Origin of the sequence: Pseudomonas chaetocerotis (assembly GCF_015712105.2) — a bacterium.
Lineage (GTDB): Bacteria > Pseudomonadota > Gammaproteobacteria > Pseudomonadales > Pseudomonadaceae > Aquipseudomonas > Aquipseudomonas chaetocerotis.
Map to the genome: position 1 here is coordinate 163339 of NZ_JACFYX020000012.1, position 17061 is coordinate 180399.

A 17061-nucleotide genomic window follows, 5' to 3' on the forward strand; every position below is an offset into this window, starting at 1 on the left:
CAGCAAAAGTGGAACTGAATGAAGCGCTTGGGCTGGTGATTAAAGAGCTTCGGCAACAGAGGGAATTGCCCCAGGAAGGACTGGGCCCCAGCCAGAGCTACATCAGTGCGATTGAGCGCGGCAAGTGGAAGCCTTCGCTGGAGAAGATCGAGCAAGTCGCAGCAGTTCTTTCGGTTCACCCAGCCTCCTTACTCATCCTGGCCTATCTAAAACAGGCACCGGAGGGAGAGGCAGATCAGATTCTCCGTGGTATCCACGCTGAGGTTGCGGATCTGCGGTCTACCTGAAGGCGGCTCGACGTGGCGGCATCGTCTTCGCGGTGAAGCCTTGATCGGTGTTATTCTTGGATCCTGCCCAAGAGCTTCCTCTCCCGGGTGTGTATACCGGTGATGAAACTTGGTTTGAGGCGGTCTCGTTGAGGCCGCCTTTGTCATTTCTGAGATAGCATTTCAGCGCTGGACAGCCTGCCAGGCCAGGGATTGCAGGAATTATCTGCAATTATCTCGACTTAGATAATTGAACGTTTTTTAACCAGGCCCAGGGCGTTGTGGGGAATTATCTACAATTATCTCGGCATAGATAATTGATCGCTTTCTAGCCAGCTCTTCAGCCCGTAATTGTCGCGGCAGCATTTGCTGGTCGCCTGTGGCCCATATCCAGCCGCACTCCAGTCAGTAGCAGCGCGCGTAACGCACCGTGTATCCTCAGGCTGCTTGCTCCGAGAATTCGTTGGCGTTTAGCCTCCCCTTGGAGACATCCGAAAGCCCGCCTTCCTATGGCGGGCTTTTTTATTTGGCGCCTCGCGTCAAACGCCACCGTCGAGCATTCGCTCCGGGCACTCACCTCAGAGACCTAGGCCATTATCTGCAGCGGCCAACTGATGGCGTGGTGATAGTTCCTGTGCTAATCCCCTTTGGGGACACGGAGCATGGATATGGCCATTTACGAGGAAGTATTGGCGTGGGCGGATAGGCTGCCGCCGTGGCGCCACGATGCCCTGCGTCGCTTATGCGTTCAGGGCGGTTGGAGCGAAGAGGATCTTGGAGAAATTCTTGACCTCGCCAAGCAGCATCATGGAGTTGCCAGTGCATTCGCACCTTCTCCACAGCCAATCAGATTCGCTGCAGAACACTTTCCCGCAGAAGCCAATCAGGACCAGGCCGTTGTTCTCAGGTCCCTGCACACGCTGACCAATGTGGGGAAAATCCCGAGCGACCAAGCTCTGGAATTTCAGGCCCAGGGGCTCACTATCGTGTACGGGGGCAATGGCACCGGAAAGTCCGGCTATGCGCGAGTGTTGAAACAGGCATGCAGAGCCAGGAGCCCGGGAACCGTCTACGCCAATGCCTATGCCGAGGACTATAAGCAGCTCACACCGAGTGCCACTATCGACTTCGAGCTGAATGGCGTCCCAGAGCAGGCAATCTGGAGTGGCCAGCGAGGCCATGTTTCGCGGCCCGAACTCAGGGGCATCTCCGTCTTCGATGGCGACTGCGCACGCCACTACCTCCAGTCGAAAGAGACCGCTACCTTTCAGCCGTCCGCTCTGAGCTATCTCCAGCAACTGGCTAATGGTCTCAATCAGGCTCTGCGTCCACGGCTTCAGGCAGAGATCGCAGGTCTCGCCACAGACATTGCGCCGTTCAATGTCGTTCCCGCCGATACTGAGGCCGGCCGGGCCGTGCACCCGATTGGTCCAACCACCGATCTGACGCGGGCCCACGTTTTAGCCGTGCTTACGCCGGAGGAGCAAGCAGAACTCGCGAGGCTGCCGCAAGAGATCAGCGAAGCAGACCCCACTGCCAAGGCAGCAGTCCTCGATAACGCTGCAACGAGGGTAGATGAGCTGGCCAACACAATTACCGCAGCCGCCGACATCGTGTCTGATGAGGCACTGGATGCCAGGCAGACGGCGCATCGTAATCTGGTCGAAGCAGAAGCAGCGGAGCGCGCGGCCTCTGAATTGCTGCAGGCGGAAGATGCCATGCAGTTGCTCGCCGGAACGGGGCAAGGTCCCTGGGCGTCGCTGTTCAACGCTGCGCGCGAGTATTCGACCAGCACGGCATATCCTGGGCAGGCCTTCCCGGTTACCAGCGAAGGAGCTGTCTGCGTGCTTTGCCAGCAGGATCTGACGCCGGAAGCGAAGGATCGTTTGGAGCGGTTTGATCGCTACATTCGGGACAAGGCGGCGGAAACCGCCCAGCTTTCCCGTAACGCTTGGAAGCAGATCGTGCGCAATGTCGGCCAAGAGAGCGTTGCCTTCACTGCTCCGCCGAACATGATGGAAAGCTTAAGCACACGCGTAGCAACGCTGCCTGGCGAGATTAGGCTCTTCCAGGAAGACCTAACCACTCGGCAGCAGTGGCTTAAAGCCGCTGTTCTCCGCGGTGAATGGCAGGATCGCCCGGCGTATCGCGGTGCAAACCCAACGGCTTCACTCCATCAAATCGCCGAAGACTTGCGCACCGAAGCGGCTCGACTGCGCGCGAATCTTGATGCTGCAGCCCTCGCGGCAAAGAGGCTACGACTGAAGGAGTTGGAGGCCAGACGGACACTTTCCGAGCATATCGAGGCCATCGCGAGAGTGACTGACAACCTCGCTCAGAAGGCAAAGCTTCAGCGCTGCCAGGAGGATCTCAGTAACACTCGCGCTATCAGCATGCTCGCGGGCCAGTTGGCCAAGACATATGTTAGCGAGACGTTGGCCGGCACGATGAACGATGAGCTCAACAGGTTAGACCTGTACCACATCCGGGCCGGCGTTAGCTCAAGCGGTGATGCGGGAGCGGTACGGCTCGGTATCCAGCTCCAGGAGTGCCAGCTTGATCCCCATTTGGTCCTAAGCGAAGCGGAGCAGCGCATGTGTGCGCTCGCGTACTTCTTCGCAGAGCTCCAGCAGTCTGGCTCCTCGTCCGGGATCGTGTTCGACGATCCGGTTTCCAGCCTCGATCACAACCATCGAACCGCCGTCGCGCGGCGGATTGTTCAGGAGTCCACCCTACGGCAGGTCATTGTGTTTACTCATGATGCAGTGTTCTTCGGAGAGCTGGTCACTCTTTGCCAAGATGCTCAGTTGGTTCCCGAGATCAGGTCGATCACCTACCGGGCTGAAGGTCCGGGCTACATCGATGCTGGTTTGCCGTATGACATGCGCAGACACCGCGATCGCATTGCATACCATCGTGCTGACCACCAGCGGATTGCCGCCAGCTTCAATAATCCACCAGGGGATACTGAGCGGCTCGCGATGCGAAATGCCTACGACGATCTTCGCGTCACGATCGAGGTAGGTATCGAGGACACGATCCTCAATGAAACCGTGGTGCGATTCCGCGACGGCATCTCGGTCGGCCGGCTAGATGGAGTGATGATCGTGCAGGAGGCTGAGTACCGCGAAGTACAGCGTTTGCACGACAGATGCTGCCGCAATGTGCGTGCGCACTCACACGCGGCTGGCCAGCAGCGTCCCGTAACGCAACCGCCCGAACTTCTGCAGGACATCGAGGCTGTCCACACCCTGTTCCAAGAGATCCGCCGGCGCAGGGGCTAGTGGCAGCCCCATACGGGGCTGCCTGGTGATGTGTTAGATCACCCGTTTGATGCTGATGTATTCACCCTGAGTACGCAGGGTGACGGTAACCGGCTTGTTCGAGCGGTTCCGCCAGAACCAACCATGCTTACCATCGAATGCGGCCTCCAAAACACCCGAGTCTTCCGGGGTTGAACGTCCTTTCCCATAGCCGTGGTAGAAGTCGCGCGGCGCGTTGTAAGGATCGCCATGGGTGTCGTAGTTAACGACGCCGCCATTGGCAGTCCAGCGGTAGTTCACCTTGGCACCTTGCTTCATTTCCAGCTTCACTTCGGCGCCCTGGTTCGGGCTCAAGGTGATGCTCATTTCATGCTGCAGGGCAGCCTGCTCAGGCGCAGCCGGTTGCTCCGGAGCGGAAATGACCTCGGCAGGAGCGGCCGGGGTAGTGGCAGGGACTGCAGGTTCTGTGGCGATAGTTTCAGCTCGCGGCGGAGTGGGAGTCTGAGCTGCGGCCTCATCGGCGCGGGCCTCTTCAGCCAGCTGGATCTTCACCTCACCCATCTGAGTGAGACCCAGTGCTCGGCCCACGCCAGTGGGGTCGATCGCATACTCCGAAGGCATTACCACGGTAACCAGAAGCGCGCAGGCAATGATTGCCGCGATGATCGTGGAGCGCAGTAGCTGTGCTGTCGAGGGGAGTTCGTTAAGGGTCGGAAGCTTGGTATTGAACATAGAAAGAATTCCTTACTGAGAGACGATCAGGCCGGTGATCTGGTAGCCCATGAGCAAGAAGCCGGCACTCATCATGGCGACGTTCGCGGTATAGGCATGGCGCCAGAGGCTGGCAGTACGTCGCCAGTAGCCCATCAGAATGAGAATGCCGCCGAGAGCCAGTAACTGGCCGATCTCGACACCTACGTTGAAGGCAATCAGGTTGGCGATCAGGCCGTCAGGGGAGATCTCGAACTCCTGGATCTTGGTGGCCAGACCAAAGCCGTGAAGCAGGCCGAAGATCAGCGTTGCTAAGCGGGTATCGGGCTGATAGCCAAACCAGCGCTGGAAGGCGCCGAGGTTATCTAGGGCCTTGTAGACGACCGAAAAGCCGATGATCGCGTCGATCACATACGAGCTGATGCTGATGTTGCTGAGCACTCCAAAGAGCAGAGTGATCGAGTGGCCAACTGCGAACAGCGTGACGTACAGCCCTACGTCCTTCAGACGGTAGAGAAAGAAAATCACACCGAACAGGAACAGCAGATGGTCGTAGCCGGTGATCATGTGTTTGGCGCCCATGTAGATGAAGGGCATCAACATCACGCCGGTACTTTCCTGGATGAAGCCTTTGTCGCCTTCGGGCACACCGTGGGCCAGCGCCTCAGGCATGACTGCCATCAGTAGAGCGAAGGCAAGCAGGGGCAGAAAAAGCGGTCGACGCAGGCGTGCGATCAGCGCCGTTGCCCCGCTCATGGGAAGCGAATTCATAACGATTTCCTAGGTTGTAGTGGTCTGGGCCGCAAGGCGGCCGGTTTCAGAACACGAACCTAGAGCGTGGTGGCCGTTCGATCAGGTAGATCGGCACTTCAGGGACAGTTGTCCGCAACGAGCTGGGAGGGGTTTCCCGCTCGGGGCGTGACGGCAGCGTCAGCACCGACCCGAGATAGGGGATCTCATGGCTATGGTCAGCCGCATGTTTGTGGCTCGTTAACGCTGGCGCGTCCACGTCATGGGAATGACCATGGGACACAACGCCAGAGTAATCCCGCGTTGTCAGCGGTGCCTTGATGGCGGCCAGCGAATGCCCTACCCAGGCCAACAGTAAGGCCAGTATCAATACGATAACGGGTTTCTTCGAGGCACTACGGCGAGCCATTTTCCTATGTCTTGCATCTTGCAAAGGGCCAACGGGGTCGTTTGACCGTATCCCCCCCAGGGGGATAGGATGCGAGCGTAAATCATCAAGGCATAGGACTCAAGGCATGAGCGATCACGAACACAGCCATGGCCACCGACACCAGAGCCACAGCGATGTCATGAAGCGCCTGAAACGCGCCGAGGGTCATCTGCGCAGCATCATCACCATGATCGAGGATGGTCGTGAGTGCGTGGATATCGCACAGCAGCTGCACGCTGTTGAGAAGGCCGTATGCCAAGCCAAGCGCACCCTGATTCAAGATCACATCGATCACTGCCTGGAGCACACGATGGACGCCCTCGCCACTGGCGAGCGTACCTCCCTTGAAGACTTCAAGCAGATCACGAAGTACCTGTAGGTAACCCCATGTCGAGCTTTGCCGAATTACTGCAGCAGGGTGCATCTCACGCCTGGCTGTACTTCCCCAGCGCTATCCTCCTGGGTGCATTGCATGGCCTGGAGCCCGGCCACTCGAAGACCATGATGGCGGCCTTCATCGTCGCCATCCGGGGCACCGTAAAGCAGGCAATCCTGCTGGGTTTGGCAGCGACAATCTCGCACACAGCAGTGGTCTGGCTGGTGGCCATGGGTGGCATGTATCTGGGCCAGAACCTGAATGCCGAAACGACAGAGCCGTACTTCCAGCTCGCTTCTGCCGCGATCATCATCACCATCGCGTTGTGGATGCTCTGGCGCACCTGGCGTGGCGAGCAGATGTGGCGTTTCGAAGAAGGTGATCACGCGCATGATCACCATCACGATGAGACCCGCCGAATCGATACCGGACACGGGCGCATCGAGCTTTCGATCTTTGAAGAAGGTGTTCCCCCGCGCTGGCGCTTGCGCACCCTGAGTGGCCATTCCTGGCCGGCAGAGGACGTGAGCTTGTCGACGACACGCCCAGACGGAACAGCTCAGCAATTCCGCTTTGTGCAGTGCGGCGAGTACCTGGAGTCGGAGTCAGAGATCCCCGAACCACATCAGTTCACCGCGCGCCTGAGCCTTGGTCACGTGGGCCATTCGCACGATTACGACCTCGATTTCCATGAGCATGAGCACGACCACGGCCACAACCATTCCGATCTGCAGGGTCTAGAGCTGTCGGTGGAGGGGTATCAGGACGCTCATGAGCGAGCCCACGCCAACGACATCCGCAACCGCTTCAATAACCGCAACGTCACCACTGGGCAGATCATCCTATTCGGCCTGACCGGGGGACTGATCCCTTGTCCCGCCGCAATCACGGTGTTGTTGCTGTGCCTGCAGGTGAAGGAAGTCGCACTCGGGGCTGTTCTGGTGCTGTGCTTTAGTGTCGGTCTGGCGCTGACGCTGGTGTCCGTCGGTGCAGCTGCCGCAGTAGGCGCTCGCCAGGCCTCTAATCGTTGGCCATGGCTGGGGGCAGTCGCGCGTCGTGCGCCCTACCTCTCGAGCGTGCTCATCATTGGTGTCGGTATCTATGTCGGCGTTCATGGCTGGGTCGGTCTGACCGCCTAAATGTGGGAGCTATCAGGCTACCTGGGCCTATTCCTCGCGGCCTTCAGTGCCGCGACTTTGATCCCTGCACAGTCCGAGGCAGTGCTCACCGGCCTGCTGATAAGTGGCAACTACTCGGTGGTCATGCTGTTGGTGGTGGCTACAGCAGGAAACGTTCTGGGTTCCGCGCTCAACTGGCTGCTCGGTCTCTACATTGAGCGTTACCGGCACAAGCGCTGGTTTCCAGTCAGTGACGACAAGCTGGCCCGCGCGCAGCGGGCCTACCACCGCTACGGTCGTTGGTCACTGCTGCTGAGCTGGGTGCCGATCATTGGCGACCCGCTGACCCTGATTGCCGGCGTCATGCGCGAACCCTTTTGGAGCTTCTTTTTGATCGTGCTGCTGGCCAAGGCTGCTCGATACTTGGTGCTCACCGTGGTGACCCTCGGGATCATGGGGTAATGCGCTCGACCAGCCTGGATCTCGTCAAATGGCTCGCCATGCTGACGATGGTCATAGACCACCTGCGCTATCTCTGGCCTGAAGAGACAGCCTGGCTGTTCGTGGTTGGACGCTTCGCCTTCCCACTGTTCTGCGTGGGTATTGCCGCCAACGTGTCACGTTCACGCCCAGGAGATCTGTACAGCGATAACAACTTTCGCTATCTGAGCTGGCTACTGGCTTTCAGCCTCATATCCGAGCTGCCGTATCGGGCGTTGTCCGAGATGAGCAATACGCTGAATGTCATGCCGACACTGATGTTGGGGCTCATAGTTGCTTGGAGTGTCCATCACAGCGATCGTGCAGGCTTGATGCTGGGGCTATTCACGCTGACCGTTGCGACAGTGCTTCATGATCGGCTGATGTACGGCGCGTTTGGTGTCCTGCTGCCGGCGACCATGGTGCTGGCAGTACAGCGCTCCGGAATCACCTGGCTCATACCTGCAATCTTCAGTGTGTTGGCCAATAGCCGTGACGGCTGGGTCGGAGCTGGTCCCTTTGGCACCTGGTGGGCCATGGCCACGACCTTTGCGGCTCCGCTGGTTGGCCTGTGGCTATTGCGCCAGAAAATCACCCAACACATATGGCCAGTGGAGCGCTGGGGTTACTACTTCTACCCCGGCCATCTATCGGCGCTCGCGTTGCTTCGTGCGGCTATCTGACCGACCGATCAAAATATCCTTGCTCAATGCAGGCCTTTTGCCATACTCCGTGGCGTGACCCAGATCACACATAAGAGCCAATCGAAACGGAGTTTGAACATGAAGAAGCTTTCTGCCGCCCTGATCGCCACCGTGATTGCCCTGTCTTCTGCTGTCGCAGTTGCCCATAGCGGAGGCACCGACTCGAAGGGCTGCCATACCAACCACTCGACAGGCGAGTACCACTGCCATTGATTTAGGCAGCGCTGGTCGCCTCTCGCGAGGCGGCCAGAACTAATCGGTTAGACCAAATCGCATACCGGCTGCTTGGCTTCACGCCAACCTGCAAAGCCGTCGACGAGATACCGCGCATCCAGTCCCATTGCCCAGAGAGTAGCGGCACACCCCTGGCTGATCTCATGCCCATGAGCGCAGTAAAGAATCACGGGGCGATCCCGTGGCACTTGATCCTTCCAAGAGAAAAGCTGTTCGGGGTCATACCATTTCGCCTCAGCGATCTGTGCTCCGTCAGCGTTGCGTGCGATAGCTCGGCGTACATCGAGTAACTCAAAGCAGCGACCTGAAGCCTGCCACTCAGCGAGCTCGCGAATCGATATGCGCTCCATAACCTCTCCCTAACGCAACAGGTGGATAGCCAAACCCACAAGAGCACATCCCACCAACACCTGGATGACTCCACGCTTGAAGCGGAAAAGTGCGACTGCGGCACCGACAGCGATCAACGCCGAGGGCCAATCGAAGCTGCCAGCAAAACCCTCAGGCCACAGCACGTGATAGCCGAAGAACAGCGCCAGGTTGAGGATGACGCCAACCACCGCAGCAGTAATGCCGGTCAGCGGCGCGGTGAACTTCAGTTCGTTGTGGGTGGACTCCACCAGCGGCCCGCCGGCGAGGATGAACAAGAACGAGGGCAGGAAGGTAAACCAGGTGACGAGGCTGGCTGCTACAGCGCCGGCAAGGAATGCCTGTTCTGGCCCGAAGACCTGATGCACATAGGCACCAACGAAGCCCACGAAGGCCACCACCATGATCAGCGGCCCCGGGGTGGTCTCGCCCAGCGCCAGGCCATCGATCATCTGGGTGGGGGTCAGCCAGCCGTAATGGCCTACCGCGCCCTGATAGACATACGGCAATACCGCATAGGCGCCGCCGAAGGTGAGTAGAGCAGCCTTGGTGAAGAACCAGCCCATTTGAGTCAGGGTGCCCTCCCAACCATACAGGGCGGTCAGTAGCCCCATCGGCAAGGCCCACAGCACAGCTCCTACAACGACCAACAGAGCCAAGCGCGACCAGCGGAAGCGCGCATGCGCCGGCGGTGGCGTGTTGTCGTCGATCAATGCCGGCCCATAGGACTGTTTGGATGCCCCATGCCCACCACCGACGCTGAACTTGTCCGGGGCATAGCGTCCGCCCAGGTAGCCAATCATGGCCGCCCCTAGAACGATCAGCGGGAACGGGATATTGAGGGCGAAGATCGCCACGAAGGAGGCAGCAGCGATCGCCCACAACCAGTTGTTTTTCAGCGCGCGTGAACCGATACGGTGGGCAGCCTGAACAACGATGGCGGTGACGGCGGGTTTGATACCGTAAAACAATCCCGCCACCACCGGCACTTCGCCGAAAGCGATGTAGACCCAGGACAGGGCGATCAGGATGAACAGTGAGGGCAGCACAAACAGTACGCCGGCGATCACCCCACCCCAAGTGCGATGCATGAGCCAGCCGATATAGGTGGCCAGTTGCTGAGCCTCCGGGCCTGGCAGGAGCATGCAGTAGTTCAACGCATGCAGGAAACGGCGCTCCGAGATCCAGCGCCGCCGCTCCACCAGCTCCTGGTGCATGATCGAGATCTGCCCGGCCGGGCCCCCAAAGCTGATGAAACCTAGTTTCAGCCAGAATAAGAATGCTTCAAGTAGACCTATGTTCTCTACCTTGTCTTGCTCTGTTGCGTGCATGGCCGTCTCATTCATCACTTTGTCCTTCCTTGCCGAATGCCGCCAGCAGTCCATCGAAGATGGCGCAGGCCGCAGCCAATAACTGATCGTCGTTTTCGATGCTGGCTCGCAATCCAGCCAGTACCCGCTCTACACCCGTCGCTTCTGTGGGTTGCGCGCCCCCCACGTCCAGGTAGTGAACCAGAGCCCCTACGCGCTGAAGCCCTGGCGCCTCCAGCCCGAAGCTGGCCTGCAGGGTTTCGAAGGTGACCTTGGTGCCGACATGGCTGAACCGGGCGCCATCGAAATCGAACCCAAGTGCTTCCGCTGGGCATGCATCAGGAGAGGGAAGCCAGAGGATGCTGGCACCTGGATCGATGAAGCGGCGGATCAGCCAGGCGCTGGCCAGACGGTCAACCCAGGGGCGCTGGCGAGTCGCCCAGGTTCGCCCTTGGTAGTCCCGCGGGTCGAGCTGCTCGATGGTTTGCTCGTGGCTGGTGGGCTCGTCCTTGGACAGCGCGCGGTTGATGGCCACTTCGAGGTCACGCAGCAGCGCGTCTGCCTGTTGCAGAGCTACGCCCGGAAAGAAGTCGATGGCTTGGATCTGGGCGAACGACTTGCGCAGCTTGCGGGCCTGGCGAGCAGTCGCCAGTGCGTTCTCGGGCGTCAGCTGGGCCAGTTGGGGCTCAACCTCCGAGCGCAACCTGGTGTAGTCGTCGCCACGGTCAAAGAGAGGTATGAAGCGCTCACCCTGGGGATCAGTGACCGGCAGGAGCGACGCCGAGCCACCACTATCCAGCACGTCACGCTCGACGGACTCCAGTACCTCACGACTAGCCGAGCCATCTGGCAGGAGATAAACACCATCGCGTAGCACCGCAGCGCCAGCGCTTTTCAGCGTGCGCCAAGCCCGCATTCGCTCGGCGGCATTTGCCGTAGGCAGTGCCATCACGAGACATAGCCAATTAATCAATGTAGCGATCTCACTAAATATGTTCGATCTCTACATTACCCTGCGATTGCTCTATTTGGAACTGCGAAATGGGTTCTGCAGCGTTAGTGACTGCTTACCTCCGGGCGCCGGCAAAGCGAACTGTCGGTGTGGTGCGAATGACTGTCGGAGGGATGCGAATCGGTGTCGGTGGCGTGCGAATGGCTGTCGGAGGGATGCGAATCGGTGTCGGGGCGTGCGGATGGCTGTCGGAGGATGCGAATAGGTGTCGACGGGTGCGAATGGCTGTCGGTTTTGAAAAACCGTGTTGTGTCGATTTTGTGTGCGAATCAGTGTCGGTTAGGCATGCGAATTAGTGTCGGAGCCAATGCGAATACTCAATAGCTCTACTGGGGATGATGTCGGATACGGAAGTCGCTGACCGTTTAGGCGTCAGTAATTTTTCGGTCAAAAAATACGTAAGGCGCTTGGAATACAAGCGTACAAGCGACCGTTGCCCGAAATGACACCCGAAACTATCTCGGAATTTGCTGGCCTTTCCGACGCCGAGATCGCCCGCCGGCTCAGCGTGTCGGTGAGCTATATTCGCAGGGCGCGGATAAAGATGGAGAAGGGCAGCCAGCAATAGATGCAGGTCCGACCCTGATAGAGAGATAGGCAGCCAAACGGAGTGTCTGGCTGCTTCTTACCGGCTCATGTTGTCTCCAGCGCTGCGCGCATCCATTTCGGCATTCTGCAGGCCACTATTTTGCTCAGGTCTTCGGGGCTGAGAGCTTTTTTGATTACAGCAACACACTCCGGCGTAGTACCTCCTTTGCCGAGATAAAACAGAGCGCTGATGGTCATCCCCACTTTGGTTCCTGCGCACTGCATCACCATCGGAGCAGCATGCACGAGCCTGACCTCGGCCCTCCCCACAAATAGCGATCGGCTGGGGCCGCTCGTGTAATAGACCGGAATGACTGGCATCTGTGTACTCAGCCCGAATCGCCTCACGGCATCAGCGCCGTGGATCTGCAGCTTCCAACGGTTCTGCCTGGCAATCAGACTCACCACGTCCCAAGGCCCAGGACGATGAGCCCGACCGGTGTACTGGCTGTATTTCGGCCGCATGTAGATGCCACGATACACATGCTCAAGCTCGCCACGGCGAACAAGTTGGGCGACTGCCTTGGAGATGGCCGAGCTCGAACCAAGCTCTGCAAGACACCTGATGCTGAAAGGCCTCCCCTTGCGCAGATGCTTCAGCCGCTGCGCGACGAGGTGAGACACCGGTGGTTCAAAATTTGGGAGGGACATCGCTATCGAGTCGACTCCAGCGACGAGCAGAGCAGCGGCTGGTGGAAGGCGATCACCCGCCGTCGGTATTCATCTTCAAGCGCTTCGTTTACCAGACATTCCTCAAGACGCCCCAGCGAGAAAATCTGGTCGGCAGATGGATAGTGCCTGAGCAGGCTTTTCGCATAGCTGCGGATATCCTGCGGTAACCCCGAATGACGGGAGAGTTCACGCAGGAACTCCTCAGTTTTGATGATGGCGCGGGTTCTTTCATAAGGAAGGGTCAATCTCGCTATCTCCTGGTCATGAGCTCAAAGTCCCGGACAGCTGGCTCGCCAGCGCCCGCCACCCAGCGCGCAGTTAAGCGCCGCGGCCATTGAGGCGAAAGTACCCCAGCTTGTTAGGCCGCTCGGAGAAGCGTGTTCAAGGCAGCGGACCTCATAGCGAGTGCCCGTTGGCCAATCGCTAAACCAGAGCCCTTTCAGGGCTGCGATATGCTTTTCCACATCTCGAGTAGCCAGCTCAGGGAAGACCAGACCTAGGGCAGCCTGCCCGGCTCTATGGCGGATCTCCAAACCACAAGCCCCTCCCCAAGAGCTTCGCTCGATGAAAGGTCGATGCAACCAGCGAGTCATCTGCACCTCAGTGTGCAGTTGGCTATCTGAACCCTCGAATTCAGCAGGTAGCGCAGGATCCACCAGCACACACTCGATCAGCTCCAATGCGTAGAACAGCAGTCCATCAACCTGGAATTCCTGCAGGCCTTCCCGCCCGCTGTGAAACCGCTCCAGATAGGGTGCAATGCCAACTAGTGTTTGCCGAGCAGAAAGCTGTAAAGCCTGCAGTCTTGGGAGACCCCATGCAGACCAATCCGAATCAGTGTGCACGACCATGACTGCGCTCCGTCTTGGCCTCCTGCCGCTCCATCCACTTGGCCAGGCCCCACATCGTGGTTCCCAGCGCCAGCAGGAGCCAAAGCAACCATTGCGGAGTTTGATACTGGGCGCTCAGCCAGAGACCTGCACCACCGCAAAGCATCACCACGAAAAACCATCTCATCAGCGTGTGCTCCCGATTACTTACGAGACACAAGGTAACTCGATGTTCCGCTGCGCTAACGCAGATGCCGAAAATTTCGTCAGATCCCAGATTGGGAAATGGGGATGAAATATTTATGGATTTCCGGCGCAGACGTCCTACTGCCTTAAAATCTGGCAGCTTGGGGATAGCCTCAGCATGGTCAAATGGTGCTGCCATACTCCGCCGCTCGGAAAAAATGCCATGAGGATATAACTCAAAGCGGTCCCTGGTGATCGACCAGAAGCGGCCACTCACGTGCCTGGAAGCTTTCGACCCAAATGTAGCACCAAGCCCAGTATGGGTAAGGTACAGGTTTCTGAAATGGATCTTTCACTTGAAAGGCGCGTCGCTGATGGAGACTTTCCCCAAATCTACGAACGTTTGTGCAGCCCGCCAGCTTTGAGCAGGCCCGAGCTCACAGAGCTATGCCGCCTCAATCGAGGGGGCATCGTGCAAAATTCGCAGCCTGGGTCTATAGTCCGCGTAAATGCACCCGCTGCAGTCTCTTAGTGACTCAGCAAGCAATAGCTAAAATCTATTGACGCATAAAAACTTTGGGACACATCCTATTCTTCATGAAAATTGCTCCTACCCCACGCGTGGTATACGGAAAGAATCCGCTTGCGGAAGTCGTATGCCAGATACGGTTTCAGCACTTGGACCTTCCCGCTACCGCGCTTGATCAGCTTCAGCAGAGCCTGGGCGGTCGCGGTTATAGTCAGCGTCATGATGAGTCGTCGTTCAACGTGGTAATTGAGCCCGTGCAGGACGGCGCTCCTCCTGTGCCCCGAATTGTTGACGGCGGTAGCATTCATCATTTCTCTCAACCGGGCGGTGGCTCCAAGGTCTCGATATCGCGCGAGTTCATTGCCTTCACCTCTACTGATTACAGGAGCTGGGACGAATACCTCCCTGGCTTGCTTCAAGCGGTGACAGATTTCAACCATGAAGTTGGCACACTAGCCGTTACACGGATCGGACTCCGGTATCGAGACGTGATAGAGCGGTCAGTGCTCGGCCTTGAGGAAACGCCGTGGCACGAGCTCATCAAACCTTTCTTGCTCGGTCCTCTAGCCAATAACGCCCTTTGCGAGGATGGTGAACTAGATGAGGATGCATTCGAAAGCCAGGTTTCTCAATGCTTAATGCGCTTGGATGGTTGTAGCTTGCTGCTCCAGACCTCATTACTAACGTCAGTTGCGGACGCGTCCAAAGCGTTTCTGATTGACGCTGATTTCTTTCATGAAATGGATAGCAATGAAGAGTGTGGTAACGCCGCATCTTCTTCAAAAGAGCTAGTTGCGCTGTTAGAGACGTTGCATAGTAATGCAGGCGCTCTCTTTCGGCGCGCCATAACGGAGAAGCTCCATGGCGCTCTCAGCCCTCAGTAATAATGCGTGGATCTCTACCGAGATCTTAAGCCGAGAGACTCATAATCGGTATCGCACGAAGGTCGATATTGGCCGTACCTCCGGGGTGGCTGAGGTTACTCATCACTTCCGCCAGTTCAAAGACGTGGTGTTCCAAGTGGGGAGCTACTACTCAGGCACCGAAAAGAACCTGAAGACTTATATAAAGTCCAACCATAAGTCAGTGACCTACAATAAACTGCGCGCACTGATATCGACAGATAATAGTTCGACTGACTTAGACAGTTTGACTGTAACAGCCGAAACGGCGCTAGAAGCGGTCATCGAATATGGGCCTAAGGTTATTCCGACTAACGACTTAGACGGAATACAGATTCATGGTGAGCAGCTTGCTACGTTGTTGCGTGCAACTTACTCATGGCGCGATGAAATTCCGGGCTGGGATCATGCGCTGAGTGTCGCCAAATTGAGATTGGCCGAACAGGGCATAGACCCTGATGACGCACTCTATGGAATGACCTAAGAGCCTATAAATGGTATTCGGCACTGTAAATGACGCGGTACTACCCGAGCATGAAATCGCAATTGCTCTTTTCCATAGTGACTTGGGTGGCGGACACTTGGGCATTATATTTAATGAGAAAGAAAATAAGCTGAAGGTAATGGAACTCGGTTGGCACAATGTATTTTACGTTTCTGACATCCCTCATCGAAAGTGCGGCATCGCTATTCCCATCGCACTCCCACCAAATGCGAGAAAATCAGTAGTCGCAGTGATGCGAGCAGTTTCCCGGAAGAAGCCGAAGATTTCCTATGGCATTGACTTCATTGCCTCAAAAGGTTCTTTCGTGGGAACGAAATATACCCCCCCAAAGGGCAGTGACGGCCTCACCTGCGCCTCCTTCGTCCTAGAAGTATTGAGATCCGCTGCGGTCCCACTCATCCGAGAGGACACGTGGACAGCTTGCGATGCCAATCGGGAGTGGGCGGCTGATGTCATCAGGTTATTGAGGCAGCACGGGGCTGATGAAAAGCATGTTGCGGCTGTAGAGAAGAACGTGAACGGGCTTCGCTTGATCCCCTTTGAGCTGGCTGCTGCGGCAACACTGCCCCTCGACAAGCGCCCCGCATCCTACACAGATATTCAGGAGACTGCCGAGGAGTTGCGAAGCCAACTTAATACAGCTTGTCCACCTCCACCTCAACAAACCGTAGGAATGATCCTCCGCGCGAGTTAAACAGCGACTCTTTACGACAGCTCTAGGGCAAAGTGGTATTAGCTTGCTGACCTTCTACCCCCACATGCGGATGGCCCCGCATCAATCGACTGTCTCCCCACAGTTCGACTCATGTGCTGCATAGTCGGCACTCATCGACTGATTGGGCTTATGCTAGGATTGCTCTCCTGCCTATAAACTCTACGTGCAGTGACACGTCGGGTAATTGAATACATTCTTTTGCGGTCTTGGCAGTGTCAGCTATTGTCCGGCTCTGTTGAAAAGCCCCTCCGTGATTTTTGCTTACGAAAGAGCGCAGCCAATGTTGAACCTGGTTCGTTCAGGAGTCGGAACTGCCTTGTTTACGTAGCAACACCAAAAAATGAGTGATTTCTGGGCTGTGAGAAGCCGCTTTCCTAAAGAATGATTTTTTCATAGGCCGGAAGCAGCCTTTAGTGTTTGGCTACTAGAGCAAATAAACTTGGGAAATTGGAGCGTTCCGCTGCATGTCGAATCCCCCTCGCAATCACCACTTCATCCCTCAGTATTTCTTAAAAGCTTGGCAACATGCCGAAGGTAAAATTTTCCGCTACCGCCGCTTACCTTCCAGCGGTGCGATGGAGATCAAGTCGGTCGCCATCAAACGCACCGCATCGATTCAGGACCTGTACCGTATCGACTTTCCAGATGGTGGCTTTGAAGTCGAGTCTAGTCACGTAACCCCACTGATTGATGAGGCCGGCCATAAGATCATCAAAAAGGCACGAGGTAGTAGTGTCCAGAATTGGGATATACCCGACCGCAGGCAACTGGCGAATACCCTGACGTCACTGGAGGCCCGGCATCCTGATATTCTCAAGGTCATGGATGTCCGCTCGGCACTGGATCCCTTGCGGCAAAAGATCAAGGCCGAACAGCACTTCTCGCATAAGTCAGTCGATGAGCTAATCGATTACTTTAAGGGGAGTGATTCTCTCGGAGTGATGTCCTTAGTCCTACTTACCCAGAACGAATTACTGCCATTGATTGCACAGCCTTTTTCCGATGGGCTCTTACAGGCATCCATGCGGGAGTACAGCTATGAACAGTCGTGCTTGCTCTGCTCGGATTACCCCACCTCCCGCTGGGGGGATTACTTGAAGGACCTGTTATT

The 17061-nt window shown here is 57.1% G+C and carries 20 protein-coding genes; 11 read left to right on the forward strand and 9 right to left on the reverse strand.

The genetic code is table 11. The annotated features are described in order from the left end of the window. The first annotated feature begins 8 nt into the window (after positions 1-8). Together H3221_RS20480 and H3221_RS20485 are read left to right on the forward strand one after the other, a co-directional pair. Complete coding sequence (locus H3221_RS20480) at positions 9-287, forward strand: helix-turn-helix domain-containing protein (RefSeq protein WP_031653260.1); 279 nt, start codon at positions 9-11, stop codon at positions 285-287. Between the two features lie 647 nt (positions 288-934). Beyond that, positions 935-3550, forward strand: a complete 2616-nt coding sequence (locus H3221_RS20485; protein ID WP_031653259.1) for an AAA family ATPase — start codon at positions 935-937, stop codon at positions 3548-3550. Between the two features lie 33 nt (positions 3551-3583). On the opposite strand, the gene H3221_RS20490 is transcribed toward H3221_RS20485, so the two are convergent. Together H3221_RS20490 and H3221_RS20495 are read right to left on the reverse strand one after the other, a co-directional pair. After that, positions 3584-4261, reverse strand: coding sequence for a hypothetical protein (locus tag H3221_RS20490; RefSeq protein WP_031653258.1), 678 nt, complete (start codon positions 4259-4261; stop codon positions 3584-3586). A 12-nt stretch (positions 4262-4273) separates the two neighbouring features. Further along, positions 4274-5011: a HupE/UreJ family protein gene (locus H3221_RS20495; RefSeq protein WP_031653257.1), complete on the reverse strand. Its 738-nt coding sequence runs from the start codon at positions 5009-5011 to the stop codon at positions 4274-4276. A 494-nt stretch (positions 5012-5505) separates the two neighbouring features. Here H3221_RS20495 and H3221_RS20500 point away from each other — a divergent pair, with 494 nt between their 5' ends. The 5 genes from H3221_RS20500 (at position 5506) to H3221_RS20520 (ending at position 8311) form a co-directional block, all read left to right on the forward strand. After that, positions 5506-5799: a metal-sensing transcriptional repressor gene (locus H3221_RS20500; RefSeq protein WP_003246772.1), complete on the forward strand. Its 294-nt coding sequence runs from the start codon at positions 5506-5508 to the stop codon at positions 5797-5799. Between the two features lie 8 nt (positions 5800-5807). Beyond that, positions 5808-6935: a nickel/cobalt efflux protein RcnA gene (locus H3221_RS20505; protein WP_031653256.1), complete on the forward strand. Its 1128-nt coding sequence runs from the start codon at positions 5808-5810 to the stop codon at positions 6933-6935. Continuing rightward, positions 6936-7376 carry a YqaA family protein gene (locus H3221_RS20510; RefSeq protein WP_031653255.1) on the forward strand — a complete coding sequence of 147 codons (441 nt, stop codon included), beginning with the start codon at positions 6936-6938 and terminating at the stop codon, positions 7374-7376. Then, entirely contained in the window at positions 7376-8077 is a 702-nt protein-coding gene (locus H3221_RS20515; protein WP_031653254.1) for a TraX family protein, read from the forward strand. Before H3221_RS20510 ends, H3221_RS20515 begins: the two co-directional genes overlap by 1 nt. 99 nt (positions 8078-8176) lie before the next feature. Beyond that, positions 8177-8311, forward strand: coding sequence for a YHYH domain-containing protein (locus H3221_RS20520; protein WP_015275856.1), 135 nt, complete (start codon positions 8177-8179; stop codon positions 8309-8311). Positions 8312-8358: 47 nt separating this feature from the next. Here H3221_RS20520 and H3221_RS20525 read toward each other — a convergent pair whose 3' ends face one another. The 7 genes from H3221_RS20525 to H3221_RS20555 all read right to left on the reverse strand — a co-directional run bounded on the left by H3221_RS20525 (position 8359) and on the right by H3221_RS20555 (position 13300). After that, positions 8359-8682 (reverse strand): rhodanese-like domain-containing protein, encoded by a 324-nt coding sequence (locus tag H3221_RS20525; RefSeq protein ID WP_015275857.1) that lies wholly within the window; start codon positions 8680-8682, stop codon positions 8359-8361. Between the two features lie 9 nt (positions 8683-8691). Next, a complete protein-coding gene (chrA, locus tag H3221_RS20530) occupies positions 8692-10047 on the reverse strand; it encodes a chromate efflux transporter (protein WP_031653253.1) in 1356 nt (451 codons plus the stop codon). Then, positions 10040-10984 carry a chromate resistance protein ChrB domain-containing protein gene (locus H3221_RS20535; protein ID WP_244233284.1) on the reverse strand — a complete coding sequence of 315 codons (945 nt, stop codon included), beginning with the start codon at positions 10982-10984 and terminating at the stop codon, positions 10040-10042. The genes chrA and H3221_RS20535 overlap by 8 nt, the downstream gene beginning before the upstream one ends. Positions 10985-11656: 672 nt before the next feature. Next, entirely contained in the window at positions 11657-12235 is a 579-nt protein-coding gene (locus H3221_RS20540) for a DUF6088 family protein (RefSeq protein ID WP_307747699.1), read from the reverse strand. A gap of 29 nt (positions 12236-12264) precedes the next feature. Then, on the reverse strand, positions 12265-12528 hold the full coding sequence (locus H3221_RS20545; protein ID WP_134587596.1) for a BPSL0761 family protein: 264 nt from the start codon (positions 12526-12528) through the stop codon (positions 12265-12267). 24 nt (positions 12529-12552) lie between these two features. Next, positions 12553-13134 (reverse strand): hypothetical protein, encoded by a 582-nt coding sequence (locus H3221_RS20550; RefSeq protein ID WP_224490704.1) that lies wholly within the window; start codon positions 13132-13134, stop codon positions 12553-12555. After that, complete coding sequence (locus H3221_RS20555; RefSeq protein WP_134587601.1) at positions 13118-13300, reverse strand: hypothetical protein; 183 nt, start codon at positions 13298-13300, stop codon at positions 13118-13120. Before H3221_RS20555 ends, H3221_RS20550 begins: the two co-directional genes overlap by 17 nt. A gap of 677 nt (positions 13301-13977) precedes the next feature. Here H3221_RS20555 and H3221_RS20560 point away from each other — a divergent pair. From H3221_RS20560 to H3221_RS20575, 4 genes are all read left to right on the forward strand, one after another. Continuing rightward, complete coding sequence (locus H3221_RS20560; RefSeq protein ID WP_244233225.1) at positions 13978-14712, forward strand: TIGR04255 family protein; 735 nt, start codon at positions 13978-13980, stop codon at positions 14710-14712. Beyond that, positions 14690-15214, forward strand: coding sequence for a hypothetical protein (locus tag H3221_RS20565; RefSeq protein ID WP_134587598.1), 525 nt, complete (start codon positions 14690-14692; stop codon positions 15212-15214). Before H3221_RS20560 ends, H3221_RS20565 begins: the two co-directional genes overlap by 23 nt. A gap of 10 nt (positions 15215-15224) precedes the next feature. Next, positions 15225-15929 carry a hypothetical protein gene (locus tag H3221_RS20570; protein WP_134587599.1) on the forward strand — a complete coding sequence of 235 codons (705 nt, stop codon included), beginning with the start codon at positions 15225-15227 and terminating at the stop codon, positions 15927-15929. Positions 15930-16414: 485 nt separating this feature from the next. After that, positions 16415-17061: DUF4238 domain-containing protein (locus H3221_RS20575; RefSeq protein WP_224490706.1), on the forward strand; the 647-nt coding region annotated here is incomplete at its 3' end.